We start from the raw sequence: 21,820 nt of genomic DNA, 5'->3' as shown, positions 1-21,820 counted from the left end.
ACACCTGACCCACCATGGTTCATTCCCGTTTTCCGGGCCGGCCCGGGCTGCTCAGCGCATGCCCTTGACGCGGCGGCCGATCTCCCGGGTGACCTCGCGTTCGGCGGTCCGGCGGGCCAGGTCCTGGCGTTTGTCGTAGTCCTGCTTACCCTTGGCGAGGGCGAGTTCCACCTTCACCTTGCCGTCGGAGAAGTACATCGACAGCGGGACGAGGGTTTGATTGCCCTCGCGCGATTTGCCGACCAGGCGTTCGATCTCCCGTTTGTGCAGCAGCAGTTTCCGGACCCGGCGCGGTGCGTGGTTGGTCCAGGTACCGTGGCTGAACTCGGGGATGTGCAGGCCCCGCAGCCATACTTCGCCGTTGTCCACGGTCGCGAAGGCGTCCACCAGTGAGGCCTTGCCCTCACGCAGACTCTTGACCTCGGTACCGACCAGCGCGATCCCGGCCTCGTAGGTGTCCAGGATCGTGTAGTTGTGCCGTGCCCGGCGGTTGGTCGCGATGACCTTGCGCCCCTTCTCCTTCATAACGACAACCTTAAGCGGCCGCGGCAACAGGATTATTCCCGGCCGCTGGTCAGCCGGGTTTCAGGAACAGGTACAGCACGAGTACGGCGACGAAGGCGATGACCAGCAGAGCCGTCGAGAGCCGCGGCCTGCCGGTGGGGTGCGGCCGAGTCCGGCGATCGAGCCAGCCGCTTTCGACCACCGGGTCCGCGTTCCGGCTCCGCGGTGGTCCGTCGGCGGCTTCCCCGGGGGAACCGCCTCCGTCTCCGCCGATGGTGTCGTCGGACCCGTCCCCGGATACCATGCTCGCAGACTAGCCGTGCGGGCAGATATTCGCGGGCGGGGCACGAGATTTCGACCCGGCGAGCTTATCTCAGGATGCGCAGCGTGATGCCGAGGCCGAGGAGAATGCTGGCGGTGGCGATCAGTGCGGTGGGTAGGGATTGGGTGATGGCGGCGATGCTGGTGCTGAAGATGAGGCACGTGGCGAGGGCCAGCAGTGCGGTGCCCCATTCCATGCCGGCGATCCGGGTGGGTCGGTTACGCAGTGCTGTCATTTCTTCCGAATACCCGGCGCCGTGGGTTACCAAACCGTGACTGCCGTAATTGCTCGGCATATGGTATCCGACCCGCGGGTCTGCCGGACGGGGAATGCGGTGGCGAGCCATAGCAGAACCTCCGTTTCGGTGGCGGTGTGGATGGGTTAACAGTAACGGAGAAATCTCCTGCTGGATACCACTCAGCAAATCCAGAGACGGCTATCACAGCGCGGCCGGTGTAAGCGCTCGAACGTGCGATGAGCTCGTGATCTTTCGGTAAAAGACCCTGATAAAAGACCTGGGGTCGGTTTCCGGCCCGTTGCGGAAACCGGAGGGTTCGGTGGGGTCTGGAAGCCGAATCGGAATACAGCAAACTGTTTGCTAACGATTAGCCGGTGCGGGTCGAGTGACCGGAGCGTGCCGGGGGCGGTGGCTGCTGCTTAAGCTCGTGGCATGTGCAAACCAACCCCTCGGGTGGCGCTGTCCCGCGCAGTGCGCGGCGGACCGGAGGCGCGACGGTGAGCGACTGGTACGCGCGCACCGGCCGGATCGCGGTATTGACCGGTGCCGGGATCTCCACCGACAGCGGCATCCCCGATTTCCGCGGGCCCCGCGGGGTCTGGATCGAAGACCCCATCGCCGAACTGCTGTCGACCTACGACCACTATCTGGCCGATCCGGCGCTGCGCGAGAAGTCCTGGCTCGCCCGCCGGGACAATCCGGCGTGGGCGGCCGAACCGAACGGCGCCCACCGCGCGCTGGTCGATCTCGAACGAGCGGGCCGGGCGCTCACCATCGTCACCCAGAACATCGACCGGCTGCATCAGCGTGCCGGTTCCGCCCCGCAGCGGGTGGTGGAGATCCACGGCAATATGTTCGATGTGGTCTGTGTGCAGTGCGACTTCACCGCGACCATGGCCGCCACGCTGGAACGAGTGGCCGCCGGTGAGGCGGATCCGCCCTGTCCGGAATGCGGGGGCATCCTCAAGGCCGCTGTCATCATGTTCGGCCAGGCGCTCGACCACCGTACGCTGATCAAGGCGACGCTGGCCGCCGAGACGGCCGAGATCTTCCTGGCGGTCGGTACCTCGTTGCAGGTGGAGCCGGCGGCCTCGCTGTGCGGGCGGGCGGCATCGGCCGGTGCCGATCTCGTCATCGTCAACGCCGAACCCACGCCCTACGATTCGCTCGCGACCGAGGTGGTGCGCGAACCGATCGGCACCGCGCTACCCGAGCTGGTCGACCGTATCCTCGGCCGCTGACACCGGGCCGAGTACTCGGTCCAGATAGCCGTTGGCGAACCGGCCCTCGGGGTCGTAGCGGCGGCGCACCGCGGCGAACCGCTCCCAGTCGGGATAGCGCTCGCGCAATGTCTCCGCTGTCTGATAGTGGCGTTTGCCCCAGTGCGGGCGGCCGTCGTAGCGGTCGAAGACCGCCTCGCAGGCGCGGAAGAACGGCTCGTGGTCCATGCCCTGGTACTGGTGGACCGCGATATAGCAGGTGGCGCGCCCGCCCGCGGGCGAGAGGAAGGCGTCGTCACCGGCTACCCAGCGCACCTCGATCGGCATCGGGCTGTCGAAACGCCGCGCGGTCTCTTTGATCTCCCGGACCGCCGCCACCGAATGCTCGCGGGGGATCGCGTATTCCATTTCGGTGAAGCGGAACAGCCGGGGGCTGGTGAACACTCGGTAGGACCGATCGACCTGGCGGCGGTAGCTGCCCGCGTAGGCGGCGCCACGCTGGATCCACGGAATGAGCCCGGGCCGGCGGCGGGCGAGCCGGCACAGCGTGTCGAAGGCGTAATTGGACAACAGGATATCGGCGAACCAGTCCACGACTTCGGGGCGCGGCGCGGCGGGGAGATCGACCCGGTTGTTGCGCTTGGTCATGGCGATAGGGCTGTGTGCGAACATGTAGAACTCGAAGTGATCGTTGTCGTCGATATAGGAGTCCAGGTCGGCCAGTACTTCCTCGACCGGAACCGGGCGTTCGACGCCTTCGAGGACGAACGCGGGGACGAGGCGCAGCGTCACCGCGGTGACCACGCCGAGGGCACCAAGGCCGACCCGGGCGGCGCGCCAGGCCTGCGGGCCGGCCTCCTCGGTGAGTTCGACGACGCGGCCGTCGGCCGTCATGAGTTCCACCGCGTGCAGGGCGGCGGAGATATTGGGCAGCCGGCCGCCGGTGCCGTGGGTTCCGGTGGCCGTGGCACCCGCGATGGTCTGGACATCGATATCGCCCAGATTGGGAAATGCGAGGCCGTACTCGTCGAACCGGGCGTTGAGTGCCGCCAGCGTGGTGCCCGCCTGCACGCGGGCCAGGCCGGTCACCGAGTCCACGTCGAGGACGCGGTTCATCCGGGACAGGTCGAGCAGGACGCCGTCGGTGAGGCAGGCGTCGGTGAACGAGTGACCCGAGCCCGCGACGCGGACCCGGTGTCCGGCCTCGGCCGCGCGGGCGAGTTCGGCGGACAGTTCCGCGTGATCGCGCGGCGCGCACAGGCGAGCCGGTGCGCACCGCTGATCACCGGCCCAGTTCACCCATAACTTGGTCACCCGTCCAACACTAGGCCAAGAGCCGGGCCGTGGGGAAGAAGTGCGGAGAAACGGAAACGCGGGTTCAGCGGCGGCGGATCGGCAGCGGCCCCGGTTTGGCGGCCTTGGCCTGCTCGACCTCGGCCAGGCTGAGCGCGTTCACGGTCAGCGGCTGCAGCGGCGAACTCTCGGCCCGGATACCGTTCAGGGCGATCGCCATATAGCGCCGCCAGATATCGGAATCGATGGGCCGGGCGAATTCGGCGAGCGAATCGACCATGTAGATGAGCGCGAAGAGATCGGTGGCCTCGATACCCGGCTGCACCACCCCGGCCTCCCGGGCGCGTTCCATCACCGCCGCGACCGCCGGGCCCAGGTCCTTGCCGGTGCAGCCGAAACGGGCCGGCCCGTCGACCGAATCGAGTACGACCTCACTGAGACCGCGATTGGTCGCCATCCGCCGGCAGGCGTATTCGAACAACCGCACCAGCCCCTCCCAGGGGTCCCGTGCGGCGAGCGCCTCCGCGGTGGCCTCGGCGAACTCGCGGATATGCCCGGCGAAGACCTCGGCCACCAGTTCCCGCTTGTTGGCGAATCTGCGGTAGACCGTCCCCACCCCGACGCCGGCGCGTTCGGCCACATCGTCGAGCGTGATATCCAGTCCGCGATCGGCGAACAACTCGTGTGCGGCCTCGACGATCCGCTGCTGGTTTCGCGCCGCATCGACCCGGAGCCGGCGCGTCCGGGGCGCAGAGGTGGCGAGATTCACATCCGGAATGGTAGCAAGTTACGAATTAACCGGAATCGGTTTCGTTCCGGGCGCATCGATCCGGCATATTCCGCGGGCACGGCGGCAACGGGAGGGGCCCCGCCACCTGGACACCGGCCGAATGCGACGCCACCGCCCCCGGTCCGGGGCGACCACCGACGCTCGGTGCGCCACGGCATCATGCTCGGCACATCCACGAGAACGCCGGTTCCGGCCGGACTTCCGGACCGCGGTGCGGCCACACCAACGCGCGCGGTGCGGCCCGCGCCGGCCCTCCGCCCGACCGGCCTTCCCGGAAGCCGGGCCAACAAGTCCGAAAGCAGGGCGCGGGACCGGTTGCGGGCCCGTCTATTCGGTCGTTTCTCCGCGACCGGACCCTTCCTCCCTATAGGACGGTAGGCGCTGGTCACCGGTATCGAGATCCACCGCGGCCCAGCCGCACGGCCTGCGGAGCCGCGCGAGCGGCAGGATTCACCACCCTTTCCGGTCACCCCGGCCGGGTTCGTACACTGCTCGGACCGGGAGCCGCCGGTGTGGGGTCCGGGCGAGTGGTGGTGTGCCCGTCCTGTTGTCGTCGCGGCCCGGTACGGCCGCCCGTGCGGCGGCCGGAAGGCACGACGTGGCAACGCAGTACGGCACGAGCGGAACGCAGTACGGTACGAGCGAGAGGGGTCGGGTCATGAGGGTGTCGGGAAGGCCGGGATCATCGGCCGGGGGTGGCGCGCCCGGGATGCGCGCGATGACCGGGGGGTCGTCGGTCGCCGGGGGGATATCCCGCACTCCGGTGCGATTCGCACCGGCCCGCACCGGTAGCGCGGGGATCGATTCTCCTCTGCCGCAGGGGTCATCGACGGTTAACATTGTGTGCTCGGCGGTACCGGGCGCCCGGGACGAGGCGGACGTGATGCGGACGGCACCGGCAGGTGCGGATCTCGGATCCCGTGGTGCGCCCGCCGCTTCGGGCCGCCCGGTCCACGAGAGGATCGAGTTCGCCACCGGCTGCGCCCGCACGCACGGCCTGGGTAACACCGCGCGCGCCGGCGGGATCGGTTTCGTCGCGGTGTCTCCGGCCGCCGCGACCGCGGGGCCGTTCCGGTGATCACGATGACCAGCCGCGTGCGGCCGACCACGAAGGGAGACCCGAGCATGGCCCACAATCGAGCCGGACGGCCCGCCCGCCCAGGCGATCTGGTGGATGTTCCGGGGCTGGTGACCGCGTACTTCAGCCGGGTGCCCGACCCGGCCGAACCCACCCAGCGGGTGATCTTCGGGACCTCCGGGCACCGTGGTTCGAGTCTGGACGGCACTTTCAACGAGGCGCATATCCTGGCCATCACCCAGGCCGTGGTCGAATATCGGGCGACCCGGGGCATCACCGGACCCGTCTATCTCGCCCGCGACACCCACGCGCTGTCCGAACCCGCGTGGACCACGGTTCTGGAAGTACTGGCCGGCAACGATATCGGTGCCGTGGTCGATTCCCGCGGCCGCTATACTCCGACGCCCGCGCTGAGCCATGCGGTGGTGCGCCACAACCGCGACGGCGCCCGGGGCCAGGCCGATGGCATCGTGGTGACCCCGTCCCACAACCCGCCGCGCGACGGCGGGATCAAATACAACCCCCCGCACGGCGGCCCGGCCGATACCGGCGCCACCGACAGCATCGCCGAACGCGCCAACGAACTGCTGCGCGGCGGCCTGTCCGAGGTGAAGCGCGCCCCGCTCACCCGGGCGATGGATTCGGTGCAGCGCTACGACTACCTCGATCACTACATCGCCGATCTCCCCGCGGTACTGAACCTCGACGCCGTCCGGGGCGCGGGGATCCGGCTCGGCGCCGATCCCATGGGCGGTGCCAGTGTCGACTACTGGGAGGAGATCGGTCAGCGTTACGACCTCGACCTCGAGGTGGTGAACCCGAGCGTGGACCCCACTTGGCGCTTCATGACCCTCGACAGCGACGGTCAGATCCGGATGGACCCCTCGTCCCCGCACGCCATGGCCTCGCTGGTGGCGATCCGGGACGACTACGACATCTCCACCGGCAACGACGCCGACGCCGACCGGCACGGCATCGTCACCCCCGACGGCGGCCTGATGAACCCCAACCATTTCCTCGCGGTGGCCATCGAATACCTGGTGGCAAACCGGCGGGGCTGGGACGCCCTCACCAAGATCGGTAAAACCGCGGTCACCTCCTCGATGATCGACCGGGTGGTGAGCGTGCTGGGCCGCGATGTGTACGAGGTGCCGGTCGGCTTCAAATGGTTCGTTCCGGGGCTGTTCAGCGGAAGCCTCGCGTTCGGGGGTGAGGAGAGCGCGGGCGCGTCGTTCCTCCGGATGGACGGCACCGTGTGGACCACCGAGAAGGACGGGATCCTGCTCGCCCTCCTGGCCGCCGAGATCGCCGCGGTCACCGGGCAGAGCCCCTCGACCCGCTACCACGAACTGGAACGCCGCTACGGCAGTCCCGCCTATGCCCGGATCGACGCCCCCGCCGACCCCGCGCAGAAGAAACTGCTCGCCGGTCTCAGCCCCGAGCAGGTGACCGGCGACGAGATCGCGGGTGAACCCGTCACCGAGGTCGCCACCCGGGCCCGGGGCAACGGCGCCGCGCTGGGCGGACTCAAGGTGAGCACCGAGAACGCCTGGTTCGCCGCCCGGCCGTCGGGCACCGAGAACAAGTACAAGATCTACGCGGAGTCCTTCCACGGCCCCGAACACCTCGCGCGGGTCCAGGAAGCGGCCCGGGAGATGGTCGGGCGAGTCCTGGCCGACGGGTAGCGGACCCCTCATCCCCGCTCCGGCGCGAGGGAATTGTCGCGTCCGTGCCGGTGTTGACTGCCGGGGTGAGTGGTGAGGCCCTGGCAGATGATCGACCCGGCTCCGGGAACGCGTACGGAACGGGTGGACGGGCCACGGTGCGAACCGCGCGACTCCGGCGTCTGCTCCCGGCCCGCCGCCGCGCGAACACCTCGGGCAAACCGCCGCTACCCAGCGAGATATGGGTCCTGATCGGCGCCGCCTTCTGTATCGCGATGGGGTTCGGCCTGGTATCGCCGGTGCTGCCGCAGTTCGCGCTCAGCTTCGGTGTGGGGGTCGCGGCCGCCTCCGCCATCGTCAGCGCCTTCGCCGCCATGCGGCTGCTGTTCGCGCCGGTCAGCGGCCGGCTCGTGCAACTGCTGGGGGAGCGGCGGATCTACCTGGTCGGCCTGCTCATCGTGGCGCTCTCCACCGGTGCGAGCGCCTTCGCCCAGACCTACTGGCAGCTGATGGTCCTGCGCTCGCTGGGCGGGGTCGGCTCGACCATGTTCACCGTCTCGTCGATGGCGTTGGTGATCCGGCTCTCCCCGCCCACCGAACGGGGACGGGTCACCGGGCTGTGGTCCACCTGTTTCCTCATCGGTGGCCTCTCCGGGCCGCTGATCGGCGGTGCGCTCGCCGGCTTCGGTCTGCGCGCCCCGTTCCTCATCTACGCCGTGGCGCTGCTGCTCGCCGTCGCGGTCGTCTACTTCAATCTGCGCGATTCCCACCTCGCCGAATCCGGCACCGGCCGCGAGGTGGCCACCGTCAGTTTCCGGCAGGGGCTCGCACGCCCCGAGTACCGGGCGGCCCTGTTCTCCAACTTCGCCAGCGGTGCCGCGGTGTTCGGTGTCCGGATGGCGCTCGTCCCGCTGCTCGTGGTCGAGGTCCTCGGCCAGACGCCCGGGATGGCCGGTGTCGCGCTCACCGTGTTCGCGGCCGGTAACGCGACCGTGCTGTTCTTCTCCGGACGACTGTCCGACCGCTACGGCCGCCGCCCGCTGCTGATCTCCGGCGCGCTGGTGTGCGCGGTCGGCACCACCGGCTTGGGCCTGGCCCCGGACCTCACCTGGCTACTGGTCACTTCGTTCGTCGCCGGGATCGGGTCCGGCCTGCTCACCCCTGCCCAGCAGGCCGCCGTCGGCGATATCATCGGCAACCGGGCCCGCGGCGGCACCATGCTCGCCGGTTTCCAGATGTCCCAGGACCTCGGGACCGTCCTGGGCCCGATCGTGGTCGGCGCCATCGCGCAGCGGCTGTCCTACGGCGCCGGCCTGGCCGTCACCGGGTCACTGCTCGCCGTGGCCGCCCTGGTCTGGCTGATCGTGCCCGAACCGATGGATCGCGCGCCCGCCGCACCGGAACCCGGCAGTGACTCCGCGCCCTCGGACATCTCCGTGTCGAAGTCCTCGGCCGGCCACCACACCACCGCGGGCCCGGCCGGCTCCGCGACCGCGATGAGCAGCCCGGAGAACCATCCCCGACCCCGGCGTGAGTGATTCGTGCGTGACCGGTTCGCCCGGATACGGCAGAGTGGTCGGGTGAGCAACTCGCCGTCCGACTACACCCCCCGGCCGATGTCCAACCGGACCACCTACACCCTGGGCGCGCTGGCCCTGGTCCTCATCGCGCTGATTGTCGTATTCGCCTACCGCTGGGGCGGCGACCAGCAGGCCGAGGTGCGCAACGACGGGTACGGCACGGTGCGCAACGAGGCGGTCACCGCCGCCCTGCAGGGCGACGGCGGCGTCCGGCTCGGCCGCCCCGAGGCCCCCAAGACGATCGAGGTCTACGAAGATCCCATGTGCCCGTCCTGCGGCACCCTGGAAACCCTCTACGGCCAGGAGATCGCGCAGAAGCTGGACGAGGGCGCATTCGCCGTCCGCTATCGCTTCGTCAACTTCCTCGACCCGAAATCGTCCAGCGGCGACTACTCCACCCGTGCCATCGCCGCCCTCCAGTGCGTCGCCGACACCGGTTCCGGTGTCACCTACTCCAAATTCCACGACACCCTGTTCACCACCCGCCAGCCGGACGAGGGCTCCGAACTCACCGACGACGAACTGCTCGCCATCGCGACCGAATCCGGCGCCACCCAGCCCGCTCGCGACTGCATCACCGGCGGCGCCCGCCGCGGCCAGGTGACCGACCAGGCCGCCGCCACCCTCGACGCCCTGTCCGCGGCTCTCGACGGCGCCGCCGCCACCCCGAGTGTGTTCGACGGCACCACCAAGATCGATGTCAACGAGCCGGAATGGGTCCAGCAACTGGCGTCGTGACCTCGGCGTTCATCCGGAATCCAGGCGATTTGGTGCCCGGCGTCCCCGTGGTGTAACTTCGTTCAGGCAGCCGGGGAACCGGCGGCAGACATCCGGGGCTATGGCGCAGCTGGTAGCGCACCACACTGGCAGTGTGGGGGTCAGGGGTTCGAGTCCCCTTAGCTCCACCTAAAACCCCAAGTCAGGCCCGGTCAAGTGCCGGGCCTGACCTGTTTCATTTGGACCAACCCCGCGTTTACCCCCCGCTTTGGTCCTGAATCCTGTTTGCCAAAATCGATGCGGTTGCGTGTGCATGGTGTCCTCCGGGACCGAACCGGCGGATTCTTTAAGCAACTGTCTCGACCGACTGCCCCGGTTGCAGCATGGCTGAGATGGCTGAGATGGAGCTGCCGCCGTCGTCGAGAGACGGTGGTCGTGCCGCGGTTGATCGCGTCCTGTGCCGTATCGCGATTCGGTTCTATGGGCGCCTGCGTCGGCTGAAGAGGTGCCGGCGTGCGGCACGGTCCGGGGCGCCGATACCGCCGGCCGAGCCGACTTTCTCGCAGAGCGGCACGGCCGAGGGGCCGACCAGGGGAAGTCGGCCCACACCACCCGGCGGGTGTCGCCCGCAGCGGGGCGATGGGACCGACGCTTCCGTGAGTCGCTCGTCCAAGAGGTGGGCTGACGCATCGAGGATGTTCACCCCTCCTGCAGCGGATGTCGGCGCGCTGATTGCGGGTCATCGATGCCCGGACGTCCCGGATGTTCCGCCCCGGCCGCCACATCGAACATGGGGCCATTGTCGGCAAGGCCGGGTCGCTGCCTCGTGCACCCTCTGTGTCCGGCAGTGCGGTAGGCCTCGCGCTGGACCTGATGTGAACATATGTTTACTATAGTGAACATGCGTTCACATCTGCATGATCGTACAGCGAGGGCCAGGATCAGAGACGAGGCTTTGCGGCTGTTCGCCGAGCGTGGACCCGACGCTGTGACGGTTCGCGCCGTGGCGGCGGCTGCGGGGGTTTCCCCGGCGCTGGTGATGCGGCATTACGGTGCGAAGGCCGGGCTGCGCGAGGCGGTGGACGAGTATGTCGCCGCGGTTTTCGAATCGTTGCTACAGCAGACGGTGTTGGCCGACGCGTCCGATCCGTGGGCGCCCGGCGCGGATTCGGGCCTGGCGGCGCAGGTGATCGCGCAGCTGCCCGCCGACTCGCCGGTTCCTGCATATCTCGGGCGCATGCTGCTGGCCGGGGAGCCTGCCGGGTCTGCTCTGTTCCGGCGTTTGTACGCGGTCGGTCGAGAAGTGCTGGCCGGGATGGTCGAGCGAGGCCTCGCCGATGCCGGTACCGATCCGGATATCCGTGCCGCGTTTCTGCTCGTGAACGACCTCGCGGTTTTGACCTTGCGTCCTCACCTCGGCGCCGTTCTCGGGATCGATCTCGGGTCCGAAGACGGTATGCGGCGGTGGGGTGCCGAAGTGTTGTCTATCTACCGCTCAGGATTGAAAGGAGGCGTCATCGAACGAGACCAGTGACCGGCCCCAGGCAAACGCAGCTATTCACGATCGAGGTGCTCATGAATGATTCTTCCGCTCTTCCCGCTCCGGCCGCCGGCGCTCTCGTCGGCATCGCGTCTCGGGCGCTACGCTCCCGCCGCTTGATGCGAGCGCCTGTGTGGTTGTATCGGACACGGCTGGGGTTCCTGTTCGGGACGCGAACGCTGATGCTCGAACACGTCGGGCGAAAGACCGGTGCTCGCCGCTATGTGGTCTTGGAGGTCGTCGATCGTCCCGATGCGGATTCGTATGTGGTGGTCTCGGGTTTCGGTACCCGGGCTCAGTGGTTCCGTAATGTGCGAGCCGATCCGCGGGTCCGGGTCTGGCTCGGCGGTCGCGGGCCCGCCGAGGCGCGCGCGAGCGTGCTCGGCCCGGACGAGGTCGCTTCCTCGTTACATGCCTACGCGGCCGGGCACCCCCGTGCGTGGGCAGCCCTGAAACCGGCCATAGAGAACACGCTCGGTGCACCGATCGACGAACGCGGCACCGGCCTGCCGATGGTCCGGCTCCGCCTCACACGGGAGTAGGTCCTATCCGGACTCGGAACTCCACGGGCGGCGCGGTATCGAAGCTTTCTCGGGTACGTAGGTACCCCGGTTACCCGAATTCCACACGGTAGGAGGGCCATTCTCGGCCCTCCGGCCCGGCTACCGCCCGAATGTGCGCTACATACTCGAGCTGGTGGGTTTCGCCCTCGCGGAGGATCACGGTGTCTCGGCGAGAGGCGGCGGTCGGGTCGGCTCGCGTCGAATCTCCGATCTCGGTCCGGGGCGGGCCCACGGCTGCATAGATCCGGTGGATACCGGGGAGGAGTTGAATCCACATTCGATTCCAGCTCGCCCGGACGGCGATACCGTCAATGGCCACACCGGGAGCGGGTACCCATACCGGCTCACCCGGTATTTCGACCTCGCCGGTGCTGTTCGCTCGCCACCGGCTCGTCGGATTCGATGGACGTTTCGGTCGGCCCGTCGTCGGGTTCGACGCCTCGGGTGTGTGGGCTTCCAGCTCGTAACGCAGGTGCAATGACAACGCCGACCAGCCGGGCGCTGGGCGCGGAGGGTCGGGCGCGTCGATGCTGTGCGCCTCGGGGCGAATGCCCTCGGCCAGGAGTGTGGTCGACGGCAGTAGCGGCGAGGGGCGGCGGGTGTCGACGACAGCGCGGGCGACGAATATCAGTCCGCCGCAAACGCCGGCCCCCGCGGCGCCGTAGGCGAGCAGGACGCCGATCGGTAGTCGATCGATGGTCGCCGAGCCGAGTAGCCCGGTCATGATGCCCAAGAGGGTCGCCACTGCGATTGCGGTGACCATGACCCACACTGTCATGGCGACTCTGCGGTCGCTGGGTGTGGAATCGTCGATGGCGATGACGAGTGCAGCGATACCGCCGGTCGCCGCTGTGCCCACGCCGACAGTCGTCATCACGATCGCGCAGGTCATGTACGGATCTCTGCCGAGGTCGTAACCGCCGGATGCGAATTCATCGGCCATCGGGCCGAAGTCCTTTTCGGGGCCGGTTCGCCGACGGGCTCTTCGAAGCGCGAACGGCCGAGGTGGTGTCGTTTCGCCCCGGGTGGAACCGAGTTTTGAAAGGTATTGCCACCCTGCAAGAGTGCTCCCATGGTCGAATGGACCCGACCCCGCTTCGGGCCGGGCTGCCGACCAGACTTCCCGGCGCACCTTCGGTAAAGATGCCGGAAAACGCGCCCTACCGCAACTCCGGCTACCCGTCGAAAATCCTGTTGCTGCGGAACCGTTCGCCTATTCCCGTGAGGGAGAACAATTTACGAACTGATGGACCGTCATCTATCGTACCGTCATCCAACGGCATATTTTTGGGGTGTTTGTCGCATTCGCTACCGGCTGTCGCCGGGTGTCTGCGGTACCGCTACGACGGGAGTAGGTGAGTATGTCACCAGAGGTAATCGGTTTCGCCTTGCTGATGCTGGGCGTGCTGATGTTGATCGCGAAGATCATTCGAGTGAAGTGGAAGCTTGCGCAGAAACTGTTCATACCCAGTTCGATCATCGGCGGTGCGCTCGCGCTGTTGATCGGGCCGGATGTGTTCGGGCGCATCGCATCCCTGTTCGGCAACGACAGTTTCACCGACTCCGGTCTGCTGACACCGGAGATCATCGAAGTATGGAAAACCCTTCCGGGACTGTTGATCTCCCTGGTGTTCGCGGGCCTGTTGATGGGGCACAAGCTACCCTCGCCGCGGCAGGCGTTCCGGGTGGCCGGTCCGCAGATCACCTTCGGTATGACGGTGGCCAGTGGTCAGTATGTGTTCGGTCTGCTGCTGGCGATCCTGGTGCTCGGTCCGGTGTTCGGTCTGCCGGCGATGGCGGGCACGCTGATCGAGATCGGTTTCGAGGGCGGGCACGGCACCGCCGCGGGCATGGCGGGCACGTTCGAGGAATTCGGATTCCCCGAAGGCCAGGACCTGGCACTGGGGCTGGCCACGGTGGGTGTGCTGTCCGGCATCATCTGCGGGATCGCGCTGATCAACTGGGGTGTGCGCACCGGTAAGACCATCGAACTGCGTTCGGATGCCCAGCCTTCGGTGGCCGAGCGCGCAGGCCTGGTGGAGAAGGAGCGGCGTCGTTCCGCGGGCACCTTGACAGTGAATCCGTCCTCGATCGAACCGCTGACGCTGCACTTCGGGCTGCTGGCGGTGGCGGTGCTGATCGGGTGGCTGCTGCTGGAAGGGATCCAGTGGGTGGAGTCCAAGCTCTGGGCCGACAGCTTCGAATTGTTCGCGCATGTGCCGCTGTTCCCGATTGCCATGATCGGCGGGATCATCGTGCAGGGGCTGATCCAAGCGTTCGATCGTGAGGAGATCGTCGATGTGCAGATGATCGAACGTTTGCAGGGATTCAGCCTCGATGTGCTGGTTATCGCCGCCCTGGGTACCTTGTCGTTGACAGCGATCGCGGCCAATATGGGTCCGTTCATCCTGCTGTCGATCACCGGTCTGGTCTGGACGGCCGGTGCGTTCATTTTCCTGGCGCGCCGAATGCTGCCGGATTTCTGGTTCGAGCGCGGTATCGCCGATGTCGGTCAGGCCATGGGTGTGACCTCGACCGGTTTGATTCTGCTGCGGGTGGTTGACCCGGATCTGAAAACCCCGGCGTATCAGGCGTTCGGGTACAAGCAGTTGATCATGGAACCGTTCTTCGGTGGTGGTCTCGTCACCGCCGGGGCGATTCCGATCATCGCCAACTTCGGTGTCGGCTGGTTGCTCGCGGGCATGCTCGCACTGTTCGTCGGCGCGCTTGCCGCCGGGCTGTTGTACTTCGGCCGGCGTCCCGTCGCCGCTGCTGCGGAGCAACCGGCACCAGCCGCATCGTGACGAGCGGGGAGCGAGTTCACCCCTGGTGCGGCACCCGCGCCGGGGGTGAACTCGCTGCTGGGCTGTACCAAAAGCCGGACGTGGGTTCGATCGAAGTTCGTGATGCCGATCGTTGTGCACGCGTACTCGGATGTCATGCCGATTTGTTCGGTGGCCGACAATAGGATCATCGTCGATCACCTCCCCGCGCAGCATCCCCGAGCAGTCTGCCGTGAACCTGCCGAACCGCTGTCGCCGACGATCGGACCGGTAGGTCCGGCGGTTGCGGCTCGGCGGCGGGCGGACCGGGGGTCCTCCGATGTCGAATCCAGGTGCCCGCGTCGCGTCAGGTGTTGCCGGATTGCCCAGAGGTGCTCGATCAGCCGCTGGACCGGGTGATACTGCCCGAGCGTTATTGTTTGATCTTCTCTACGGGATAGCCCGCGAGCGTGCTGACAGCCAGGCCGTAGACGGCGAGGCCGATGAGCACCGGAAGCGGGATCTGCCCCTCGGGGTCGAAGGCGACCCACAGTGCGTAGGCGCTGGGCGGCACATACAGGATCGCCGCAGTGGTTTCGCACCAGGCCACGAGTTGGTTAACTTTTCTTCGGCGTACAGGGTCGGTGCGGATGTGGTCGGGGATGTCCTCGCCGTACCCTTTGGTCGTACTCGTCGCCAGGCCGCGGAATCCCAAAGACGCCAGGTAGGTGCAGAAGAGAGCGCCGGCACCGAAAACCAGGCTCACGATGAAAGCTTTCATGGGTCTCCCAGGGTTCTCCCTCAACCGATTGCTGTCGGCCGATCGCCGCTTCGTTCGGAGGCAGGCCAGTTCGACCTCCGAACGAAGGGGCGCGTTCGGTTCCCGCGGGAGCCTGGCGACAGCCGATCCCGGAACTGGCGGACCACTGCCGCGCCGAGCACAGCCAGTGCTGCATCGCCCTGACGGTCGCGGGTGTGGAAGTCGCGCGAACCACGAAGGATGTGTTCGTGACAGCTGTCGTCCTGGCTGGTCCTGTCGTCTTCTGGCGGGCCCGGTCGGCGTCACGGGTGTCCGGTGAGCTGGTCGACCAGTTCGACCACCCCGGCCGGGTCGTCGTCGAGGGCCAGGTGCCCGCAGTTCGGCAGGACGCGTAGTTCGGTGCCGAGCAGGTAGCGAACAGCGGGTTCGAGACGGGCGGGCGGCAAAAAGATGTCGTGCGAGCCCGTGGCCACCACACAGGGCACCGACCGGCAGCTGTCGAGTAGACCGGGAGGCAGCGGCGACGGTGCCAGGGTGGTTCGGCAGTAGCGGGCGACCAGAGTCATCCACTCCACCAGATGCGGTGTTGCAGACTGTTCCGGGCCCGTCATCAGGTGTAGGAGCCGATGTGTGTGGTCGGGTGAGGGGGCGGCGAGCCAGGCCATGGTTGCCGTGAGCAGGCGTGGGGTCACCTTCAGGCGAACGGGTCCGGCCGGGGCTACGAGCACGCGTCCGGCGATCCGCTCGGAGGGGCAGGCCAGGGCGATCGCTCCGCCGAGTGAATGTCCGAGCAGTACGGCCGTGTCGGGCACGGTCTGTTCCAGTGCTTCGTCGAGCCACCGTCCGTACCAGGGGAGCCGGTGTTTGCGGGGTCGCTGGGGCGCGCTGAGTCCGGGCTGACCCGGTGTATCCAAGGCGATGACCCGGTACCGAGTTGCCAGCTCGGCCAGAAATGGGAGCAAGGCCGCGGTGTTCATGTTCGTTCCCGGGATCACCACAACGGTGGGTGCCGACTCGTGCGTGGGGCCGAGAGTCACGATGTGGGTGGGTCCGGCCGATGTCGTGATGGTCCGCCGCTGGTGGGCGGTGTCCCATTCCCGTAGTTGCTCGGTGCACCACCGGCCGATCACTTCACCGCTGGGGGTGTTGATGTATGCCGGATTTCATCCGCCGGCCTCCCTTTTCTGGCGTGTGGCGGTCGTCGAAGGCTGACGGCATGGTCAAGCCCCTTGCTGGTAGATGTCGGGTATGCCGTCGTGGTCGTCGTCGCGGGTCTCTTCTTCTGAGATGCGGCGGTAGGCGCGGTTACGTATGCGGAGCACGACGGTGGCCAGTAGGGCGGCGGTCAAGGTGCCGACGAGGACTCCGATGCGGACATGGTCTTCCCAGCGGGGTTGCTCGGCGAAGGCCAGTTCCCCGATCAGCAAGGAGACCGTGAACCCGATCCCGCCGAGCAATGCCACTCCGGTGACGTCGATCCAGCTCAGGTCGGAATCCAGCTCGGCGCGTGTGAGTTTCGAGGTGAGGAAGGTCGTGAGCAGGATCCCGAAAGCCTTACCCGCCACCAAACCGACAATGATGCCGAGTGTGACTCGGTCGGTGAGCGAATCGACCATCCCGTCGAGTCCGCCGATGGTCACCCCGGCAGCGAAGAACGCGAACACAGGTACCGCGAAGCCGGCGGTGAAGGGGCGGATCCGGTGTTCGAACCACTCGGCCAACCCGGGGTCCTGCGTCGACGGGTCACCGGCCCCGGGTCGGGTGGTGAGGACGGGCACGGTGAAGCCGAGCAGGACCCCGGCGACGGTGGCGTGGACCCCGGATTCGTGCACCAGCCACCAGGTCGCCGACGCCAGCGGGACCAGCACCCACGGCGAGCGAACCCGGCGCTGAACTGCCAGGGCGAATGCGGCGAGGGGAAGCACCGCCAGTCCCAGGTAGGGCAGATGCAGTTCGTCGGTGTAGAAGATCGCGATCACCGTCACCGCGAGTAGATCGTCGACCACTGCGAGGGTGAGCAAGAAGGTGCGCAACGCGGTGGGCAGATGAGAACTGACGACCGCGAGGACGGCCAGCGCGAAGGCGATATCGGTGGCGGTCGGGATAGCCCAGCCCTTGACGGCGTCGCCGTTGCCGAGGTTGAACGCGAGGAATATCAACGCCGGGCCGACCATCCCACCGACCGCCGCAACCACCGGTAGTGCCGCGCGGCGTGGGTCGCGCAGGTCCCCGGCGACGAATTCGCGTTTGAGTTCGAGGCCGACGACGAAGAAGAACACGGCCAGCAGTCCATCGGCTGCCCATGTCTCGAGCGACAGGTTCAGATGCAGGTCGGTCGGGCCCAGCTGGAAATCGCGCAGCGCCTCGTAGGCACTCGACCAGGGGGTGTTGGCCCAGATCAGCCCGATCCCCGCGGCGATGATCAGTAGCGCGCCCCCGGCGGTCTCGGTGCGCAGAACGGCGGTGATCCGCCGGGTCTCCGGCCAGGAACCCCTGGCAAATAGCGAGAGACGGGGTGGAGGTGAGCTCATCAGGCGGGTCATCTTTCGTCGGCATCTACCCCGGCCCACACGTGGACCGGGTACGCCGACCAGGCTTCCCGGCTCTCCTGCTGTAAAGATGCCGTATAGACCATGGTGAACGCAAACCGCGATCCCGCTACCGGACGTGTTTGTGCATGGTCGGCCGGTTGATGCCCGCCGAGTTCTCGCGCAGGTGGTTGCGGCCTCAGGTCGGCGAGGGGTGATCGGCGCTGTACTGCTCGCGCCACCGCTCGATCAGGGGCACGAGTTCGTTGAGCATGAAGGTGTAGAAATCCTGCATCTCGTGCAGGCGCCGCGCGGTCACCGTATCCGGTCCGGTGGCGTCGATACCTTCCTGCGCCGAATCGCGCATGGTGGCCAGCATCGTGTTCTGCTGCGACATCAACGCCGCCCAGGCGCCGGTGCGGAAACGGTAGTGGTCACGGCGGCTGCCCGGCGCGGGAACCCGCTCGATCAACCCGACCGGCATCAGATGCTTGATCGCCGTCGATACCGCGCCGGAGCTGATCGACAGCTCGGCGCACAGGTCGGCGGCGGTCATCGTGTCCTGCTCGGTGTAGAGCAGGGCGGTCAGCACCCGCGCGGTCGACCGCTGCATCCCACCACCGGCCGAGAGTGTCAGGGCCAGTTTCTCGGCGGCTTCGCGCAGGCGCTCGTTTGTTCCCATACCCACGACGGTATCAGAGCTGCGAATATTCTGAGTATTTACAAATCTCTGAAAGCTCGATACGTTCTGTCTCATGATGAAGGCAATCGAGCTGAATGGGCTCACGAAGACCTACGGCTCGTCCCGGGGTCTGGTCGAACTGTCCCTGTCGGTCGAACACGGCGAGGTCTTCGGCTACCTGGGCCCCAACGGCGCCGGAAAATCCACGACCATCCGCCTGCTGCTGGACCTCATCCGCCCCACGTCAGGCACCGCCCGCGTCCTCGGCCTGGACCCCCGCGCCGACGCAGTCGCCTTGCACGAACGGATCGGCTATCTGGCCGGGGATTTCGTCGCACCCGGGCGGCAGAAAGTGGGGGCAGCGTTGCGTTTCCTCGCCTCCTTGCGTGGGGGAGCGGGTGCCGACCGTATCGACGTCCTGTGTGAGCGGCTGGAACTGGATCAGAGCAAGCAGATCTCGGCGCTGTCGAAGGGCAACCGGCAGAAGGTCGGACTGGTGCAGGCATTCATGCACGAACCCGAACTGCTCATCCTCGACGAACCCACCTCGGGCCTGGATCCCCTGGCACAGCAGATCTTCCTCGACATGGTCGCCGAGGCCTCCGCGAACGGGCAGACGGTGTTCATGTCCAGTCACATCATGAGCGAGGTCGAAGCGGTCGCCGACCGCGTGGCCATCATCCGTGAGGGCCGCCTGGTCGCCCTCGACACCGTCGCCGGCTTGCGTGCCGACGCCGTCCGCGATGTCGAAGTCACCTTCACCGGGCCCGTCGACTCCGCCGCATTCACCGGTCTGGCCGGGGTCGCCGATGTGCGGATCGAGGGGCCGACCCTGCGCTGCCAGGTGACCGGAAGCCCCGATGCCCTGCTGCGCGCCCTCGCCGGTCATCACGTCGCGGGCCTGCTGGTCACCGAACCCGCCCTCGAAGACCTGTTCCACAGCTACTACACCGGAGAAGCCGATGCTGCCTGATATCTACACGCAAACTCTCGCCGACAACCGCCGTGCGCTGGCGGCCTGGGTGATCGGCACCGCGGTAGTCGGTTTGATGTATGCCGCGTTCTATCCGCAGGTCGGCGGCAGCGGCGGGATGGCCGAAACCGTCCAGAATTACCCCGAAGCCATGCGCGAAGCACTGCGAATGCAAGATATCGGCTCGGCCGCCGGCTACCTGGGCTCGACGGTGTTCGGACTGCTGCTGCCACTGCTGGTGATGGCCTTCGGGATCACCTTCGGTGCCCGCGCCGTGGCCGGGGACGAGGAAACCGGCTACCTGGACCTGCTGCTGGCTCACCCGGTCGGCCGGACCCGGCTCGCGGTCGAGCGGTTCGCCGGGCTGATCACCGGCTCCGTCGCTATCGCGGTTCTCGTATTCGCGGGCATGCTGGCGAGCCGATCCGGCGCCGAGCTCGAATCCATCGGGATTGCCGCGTTCGCCGCCCAATGCGTCCAGTTGGCGCTGCTCGGCATCACCTTCGGCGCGCTGGCCATCGGATTGGGCGCCGCAATCGGCAAACGCGGCACCGTACTGGGCATCTCCGTGGGAATCGGGGTAGTCACCTACATCGCAGGCAACCTCGCCGGGGTGATCGGCGCAGACTGGCTGAAATACCTCTCACCGTTCCACTACTACATCGGTGGCGAACCCCTGCGCAATGGAATGCAATGGGCCGACGCGGCAATCCTGCTCGCGGTAAGTGTCGCCCTGGTCGCCCTCGGATTCCTCCGGTTCAACCAGCGCGACCTGCGCTCCTGAAGCCGATCCCCACGAGCTTTGCGGCACCATCCGGCGACCGCAGAGCTCGCTCATGTGCCGTGGTGATCTCAGGTGCGGTCGGCGAAGCATTCGACTTCTTCGATGCGGCCGGACACGATGAGCACATCACCGGCGGCAACCACGGTATCGGGGGCGTAGGTGAATTCACCGCCACGGTGTTCGATCGCGACCACGGTGGTATCGAAATGCTGCCGCAGGCCACTGGCCGTAAGCCTTCGGCCGACACCGCCCGCGCAACTGCTGCGCGCTACTGTCGCTTGTGTGGTGGGTGGCGCACTGAAGCCCTTGTCGACGTCGATACCCGCGCAAACCCGGATGTCTCCTCTGAACCGTCACGGGTTGGTGACCGCTTCTTCCTGGAGGAAGATGGTCCCATCATGTCGAACCGCTACCCTCGCGAGGTTCGTGAGAAGGTCGTACGGCTTGCCCTCGCATAGCGCATTCGGAGTAACCGACCGGCCCTGATCATCATCCAGTGCGACGATGCACTGTTACCGGTCGAGCCGTCGACGACCTCACCACGCGCACCTTCGCGTCGACCTGTCGTGGCCGTCGGCACCGAAGAGATGGGGTGGACCGGGTACGACACAGTGCGGGGCATGCGCAGGTATACCGTCCGGACAATCGGCGGGTAGCCGCGGCGGCTCGGGCGTCGTAGTCGGCGGCGGTTCCGGCGTAGCAACGGGAAGCACCGGCGGGGTCGCCGTGTTCTGTGTCGGTGTCGGCAGCCCTGCGGCATCCGGCTCCACATAGGCAGGGGGCCAGAATTATGGGGACCAGCACGGCACTCACCAGCGGCGCCCTGATCCCGGTACGGTGCCTGCCCCTGCCACTCGTAGCGGCTGTCGACATCATCGGGCCTTCAATCCGAGCGCACTTCCACGCTTCGACGGGACTATCGCCGCTCTGCGGGTTTCCTATACAAGCAGCAGGTCCAACCAGTCGAGGGTCGGCCGTCTACACCCCGAAGCGGAGCGGAACCGACTGTCACACAGACGACTCCGATAGCGGATACCTCGCCGGACCCTTCAGTTTCCCGTCGGCCGAATCCGTGATGTACCTACGCGTTCGGTGAGTTCGGGGATCCTCCCCGGGGCAGCACCCGTCCCGGCCGGTAAGCCGGGCGGCGGGCTTTCGCCTTCCAGGTGCGGCTACTACAGGAGGCCGGTTCGGTCGGCGCCGGGGCCGGCGGCCGCCACGCGTGCCCGCCAGGCATCGCAGATCCGGCGGATTGCCCACTTCTGATCGTTTCCGTCGATACGGCATCCGTCGCGCGTGTAGTCCCACCGGTCGTAACCGTCCTCGTCGTAACCGTCCTCGTCGTAACCCCACGTGTCGAAGCCGGCGCGGTCATAGCCCTCGCGGTCATAACCCCACCGGTCGAAACCTTCCTTGTCGTAACCGCGGTTATCGCGACCGAATCGGTCATAGCCTTCGCGGTCATAACCCCACCGGTCGTAGCCGTGGCGGTCATACCCCCACCGGTCGTAGCCGGAGGAGTCATAGTCATCGGAGACGGGGGCGAGGTGTGTCGTGATGGGACCGATCCCTGGTTCCGCCGATGCCGGTGCCACTGCCAGGGCGGGGGCAGCGAACAGCGCGCCGAGCAGCGCGATCCGAAGCGAGATGTAGCGCAATCCACGGCGCGCCGCAATGGTAGTCGACATGATCGATCTCCTATCCGGAATACGGCTCCCGTATTCCGGATAGTCCATCGCCTCTACCCCTTGACGGGTTACAAACCGCAGATGAGCGTCCTGGCGCAATCTTTCGCGTCCGAGGGAGTTCGGATCCTGCGCCG

General features: G+C 67.1%; 21 protein-coding genes and 1 tRNA gene. 11 read left to right on the top strand and 11 right to left on the bottom strand.

Annotation, left to right across the window (positions count from 1 at the left end; genetic code table 11):
• Positions 1-51: 51 nt before the first annotated feature.
• The 3 genes from smpB to ON38_RS18815 form a co-directional block, all read right to left on the bottom strand.
• Positions 52-525, bottom strand: a complete 474-nt coding sequence (gene smpB, locus ON38_RS18825) for an SsrA-binding protein SmpB (RefSeq protein ID WP_039826168.1) — start codon at positions 523-525, stop codon at positions 52-54.
• A 49-nt stretch (positions 526-574) separates the two neighbouring features.
• On the bottom strand, positions 575-808 hold the full coding sequence (locus ON38_RS18820; protein WP_039826166.1) for a WLR motif membrane protein: 234 nt from the start codon (positions 806-808) through the stop codon (positions 575-577).
• 64 nt (positions 809-872) lie between these two features.
• Positions 873-1,061 carry a hypothetical protein gene (locus ON38_RS18815; protein WP_039826165.1) on the bottom strand — a complete coding sequence of 63 codons (189 nt, stop codon included), beginning with the start codon at positions 1,059-1,061 and terminating at the stop codon, positions 873-875.
• Between the two features lie 500 nt (positions 1,062-1,561).
• Between ON38_RS18815 and ON38_RS18810 the strand changes: the two genes are divergently transcribed.
• Positions 1,562-2,305, top strand: a complete 744-nt coding sequence (locus tag ON38_RS18810; protein WP_039826164.1) for an SIR2 family NAD-dependent protein deacylase — start codon at positions 1,562-1,564, stop codon at positions 2,303-2,305.
• On the opposite strand, the gene ON38_RS18805 is transcribed toward ON38_RS18810, so the two are convergent.
• Both ON38_RS18805 and ON38_RS18800 read right to left on the bottom strand, forming a co-directional pair.
• Positions 2,270-3,598: a D-arabinono-1,4-lactone oxidase gene (locus tag ON38_RS18805; RefSeq protein WP_039826162.1), complete on the bottom strand. Its 1,329-nt coding sequence runs from the start codon at positions 3,596-3,598 to the stop codon at positions 2,270-2,272. The genes ON38_RS18810 and ON38_RS18805 overlap by 36 nt on opposite strands.
• Before the next feature lie 64 nt (positions 3,599-3,662).
• Positions 3,663-4,346, bottom strand: a complete 684-nt coding sequence (locus ON38_RS18800) for a TetR/AcrR family transcriptional regulator (protein WP_039826161.1) — start codon at positions 4,344-4,346, stop codon at positions 3,663-3,665.
• 1,146 nt (positions 4,347-5,492) lie between these two features.
• Here ON38_RS18800 and pgm point away from each other — a divergent pair.
• The 6 genes from pgm to ON38_RS18765 all read left to right on the top strand — a co-directional run bounded on the left by pgm (position 5,493) and on the right by ON38_RS18765 (position 11,488).
• Positions 5,493-7,130, top strand: a complete 1,638-nt coding sequence (pgm, locus tag ON38_RS18790; RefSeq protein WP_039826226.1) for a phosphoglucomutase (alpha-D-glucose-1,6-bisphosphate-dependent) — start codon at positions 5,493-5,495, stop codon at positions 7,128-7,130.
• Positions 7,131-7,384: 254 nt separating this feature from the next.
• Positions 7,385-8,647 carry an MFS transporter gene (locus ON38_RS18785; RefSeq protein ID WP_085995449.1) on the top strand — a complete coding sequence of 421 codons (1,263 nt, stop codon included), beginning with the start codon at positions 7,385-7,387 and terminating at the stop codon, positions 8,645-8,647.
• A gap of 42 nt (positions 8,648-8,689) precedes the next feature.
• Positions 8,690-9,427 (top strand): DsbA family protein, encoded by a 738-nt coding sequence (locus ON38_RS18780; RefSeq protein ID WP_039826159.1) that lies wholly within the window; start codon positions 8,690-8,692, stop codon positions 9,425-9,427.
• Positions 9,428-9,521: 94 nt separating this feature from the next.
• Positions 9,522-9,594, top strand: a tRNA-Ala gene (locus ON38_RS18775).
• Positions 9,595-10,394: 800 nt separating this feature from the next.
• On the top strand, positions 10,395-10,940 hold the full coding sequence (locus tag ON38_RS18770; RefSeq protein WP_444543711.1) for a TetR family transcriptional regulator: 546 nt from the start codon (positions 10,395-10,397) through the stop codon (positions 10,938-10,940).
• A gap of 41 nt (positions 10,941-10,981) precedes the next feature.
• Positions 10,982-11,488 carry a nitroreductase family deazaflavin-dependent oxidoreductase gene (locus tag ON38_RS18765; RefSeq protein ID WP_039826224.1) on the top strand — a complete coding sequence of 169 codons (507 nt, stop codon included), beginning with the start codon at positions 10,982-10,984 and terminating at the stop codon, positions 11,486-11,488.
• Between the two features lie 70 nt (positions 11,489-11,558).
• Here ON38_RS18765 and ON38_RS18760 read toward each other — a convergent pair whose 3' ends face one another.
• A complete protein-coding gene (locus ON38_RS18760) occupies positions 11,559-12,452 on the bottom strand; it encodes a hypothetical protein (RefSeq protein ID WP_039826157.1) in 894 nt (297 codons plus the stop codon).
• A gap of 418 nt (positions 12,453-12,870) precedes the next feature.
• Between ON38_RS18760 and ON38_RS18755 the strand changes: the two genes are divergently transcribed.
• Positions 12,871-14,313: a sodium/glutamate symporter gene (locus tag ON38_RS18755; protein WP_039826156.1), complete on the top strand. Its 1,443-nt coding sequence runs from the start codon at positions 12,871-12,873 to the stop codon at positions 14,311-14,313.
• A gap of 391 nt (positions 14,314-14,704) precedes the next feature.
• Here the strand turns inward: ON38_RS18755 and ON38_RS18750 are convergent, their stop codons facing one another.
• The 4 genes from ON38_RS18750 to ON38_RS18735 form a co-directional block, all read right to left on the bottom strand.
• Entirely contained in the window at positions 14,705-15,052 is a 348-nt protein-coding gene (locus tag ON38_RS18750) for a hypothetical protein (RefSeq protein ID WP_039826155.1), read from the bottom strand.
• Between the two features lie 281 nt (positions 15,053-15,333).
• The gene (locus ON38_RS18745; protein ID WP_051164954.1) at positions 15,334-16,161 is read right to left on the bottom strand and encodes an alpha/beta fold hydrolase; all 828 of its coding nucleotides are present in this window, start codon (positions 16,159-16,161) and stop codon (positions 15,334-15,336) included.
• Positions 16,162-16,251: 90 nt separating this feature from the next.
• A complete protein-coding gene (gene nhaA, locus ON38_RS18740) occupies positions 16,252-17,562 on the bottom strand; it encodes a Na+/H+ antiporter NhaA (protein WP_039826223.1) in 1,311 nt (436 codons plus the stop codon).
• Between the two features lie 196 nt (positions 17,563-17,758).
• Positions 17,759-18,223, bottom strand: coding sequence for a GbsR/MarR family transcriptional regulator (locus ON38_RS18735; RefSeq protein WP_174372435.1), 465 nt, complete (start codon positions 18,221-18,223; stop codon positions 17,759-17,761).
• Positions 18,224-18,314: 91 nt separating this feature from the next.
• Here ON38_RS18735 and ON38_RS18730 point away from each other — a divergent pair, with 91 nt between their 5' ends.
• The 3 genes from ON38_RS18730 to ON38_RS38375 all read left to right on the top strand — a co-directional run bounded on the left by ON38_RS18730 (position 18,315) and on the right by ON38_RS38375 (position 20,456).
• Entirely contained in the window at positions 18,315-19,214 is a 900-nt protein-coding gene (locus ON38_RS18730) for an ABC transporter ATP-binding protein (RefSeq protein ID WP_039826151.1), read from the top strand.
• On the top strand, positions 19,204-19,998 hold the full coding sequence (locus ON38_RS18725) for a DUF2705 family protein (RefSeq protein WP_039826150.1): 795 nt from the start codon (positions 19,204-19,206) through the stop codon (positions 19,996-19,998). Before ON38_RS18730 ends, ON38_RS18725 begins: the two co-directional genes overlap by 11 nt.
• 62 nt (positions 19,999-20,060) lie before the next feature.
• Positions 20,061-20,456: a hypothetical protein gene (locus ON38_RS38375; protein WP_444543710.1), complete on the top strand. Its 396-nt coding sequence runs from the start codon at positions 20,061-20,063 to the stop codon at positions 20,454-20,456.
• 717 nt (positions 20,457-21,173) lie between these two features.
• Here ON38_RS38375 and ON38_RS34240 read toward each other — a convergent pair.
• On the bottom strand, positions 21,174-21,734 hold the full coding sequence (locus ON38_RS34240) for a hypothetical protein (protein ID WP_157181813.1): 561 nt from the start codon (positions 21,732-21,734) through the stop codon (positions 21,174-21,176).
• Positions 21,735-21,820: the final 86 nt, after the last annotated feature.

This window comes from Nocardia testacea NBRC 100365, assembly GCF_000308775.1.
GTDB classification, from domain to species: Bacteria; Actinomycetota; Actinomycetes; order Mycobacteriales; family Mycobacteriaceae; genus Nocardia; species Nocardia testacea.
Note: the sequence above shows the minus strand (reverse complement) of the source record. Positions and strands in the feature narration are given on the sequence as shown.

Bases quoted from the DNA above. Each gene is read 5' to 3' on its own strand.
- ON38_RS18760 (WP_039826157.1), bottom strand. From the start codon at position 12,452: ATGGCCGATGAATTCGCATCCGGCGGTTACGACCTCGGCAGAGATCCG.
- ON38_RS18725 (WP_039826150.1), top strand. From the start codon at position 19,204: ATGCTGCCTGATATCTACACGCAAACTCTCGCCGACAACCGCCGTGCG.
- ON38_RS18765 (WP_039826224.1), top strand. From the start codon at position 10,982: ATGAATGATTCTTCCGCTCTTCCCGCTCCGGCCGCCGGCGCTCTCGTC.
- pgm (WP_039826226.1), top strand. From the start codon at position 5,493: ATGGCCCACAATCGAGCCGGACGGCCCGCCCGCCCAGGCGATCTGGTG.
- nhaA (WP_039826223.1), bottom strand. From the start codon at position 17,562: ATGAGCTCACCTCCACCCCGTCTCTCGCTATTTGCCAGGGGTTCCTGG.
- ON38_RS18730 (WP_039826151.1), top strand. From the start codon at position 18,315: ATGATGAAGGCAATCGAGCTGAATGGGCTCACGAAGACCTACGGCTCG.
- ON38_RS18755 (WP_039826156.1), top strand. From the start codon at position 12,871: ATGTCACCAGAGGTAATCGGTTTCGCCTTGCTGATGCTGGGCGTGCTG.
- ON38_RS34240 (WP_157181813.1), bottom strand. From the start codon at position 21,734: ATGGACTATCCGGAATACGGGAGCCGTATTCCGGATAGGAGATCGATC.
- ON38_RS18785 (WP_085995449.1), top strand. From the start codon at position 7,385: ATGGGGTTCGGCCTGGTATCGCCGGTGCTGCCGCAGTTCGCGCTCAGC.
- ON38_RS18815 (WP_039826165.1), bottom strand. From the start codon at position 1,061: ATGACAGCACTGCGTAACCGACCCACCCGGATCGCCGGCATGGAATGG.
- ON38_RS18820 (WP_039826166.1), bottom strand. From the start codon at position 808: ATGGTATCCGGGGACGGGTCCGACGACACCATCGGCGGAGACGGAGGC.
- ON38_RS18750 (WP_039826155.1), bottom strand. From the start codon at position 15,052: ATGAAAGCTTTCATCGTGAGCCTGGTTTTCGGTGCCGGCGCTCTCTTC.
- smpB (WP_039826168.1), bottom strand. From the start codon at position 525: ATGAAGGAGAAGGGGCGCAAGGTCATCGCGACCAACCGCCGGGCACGG.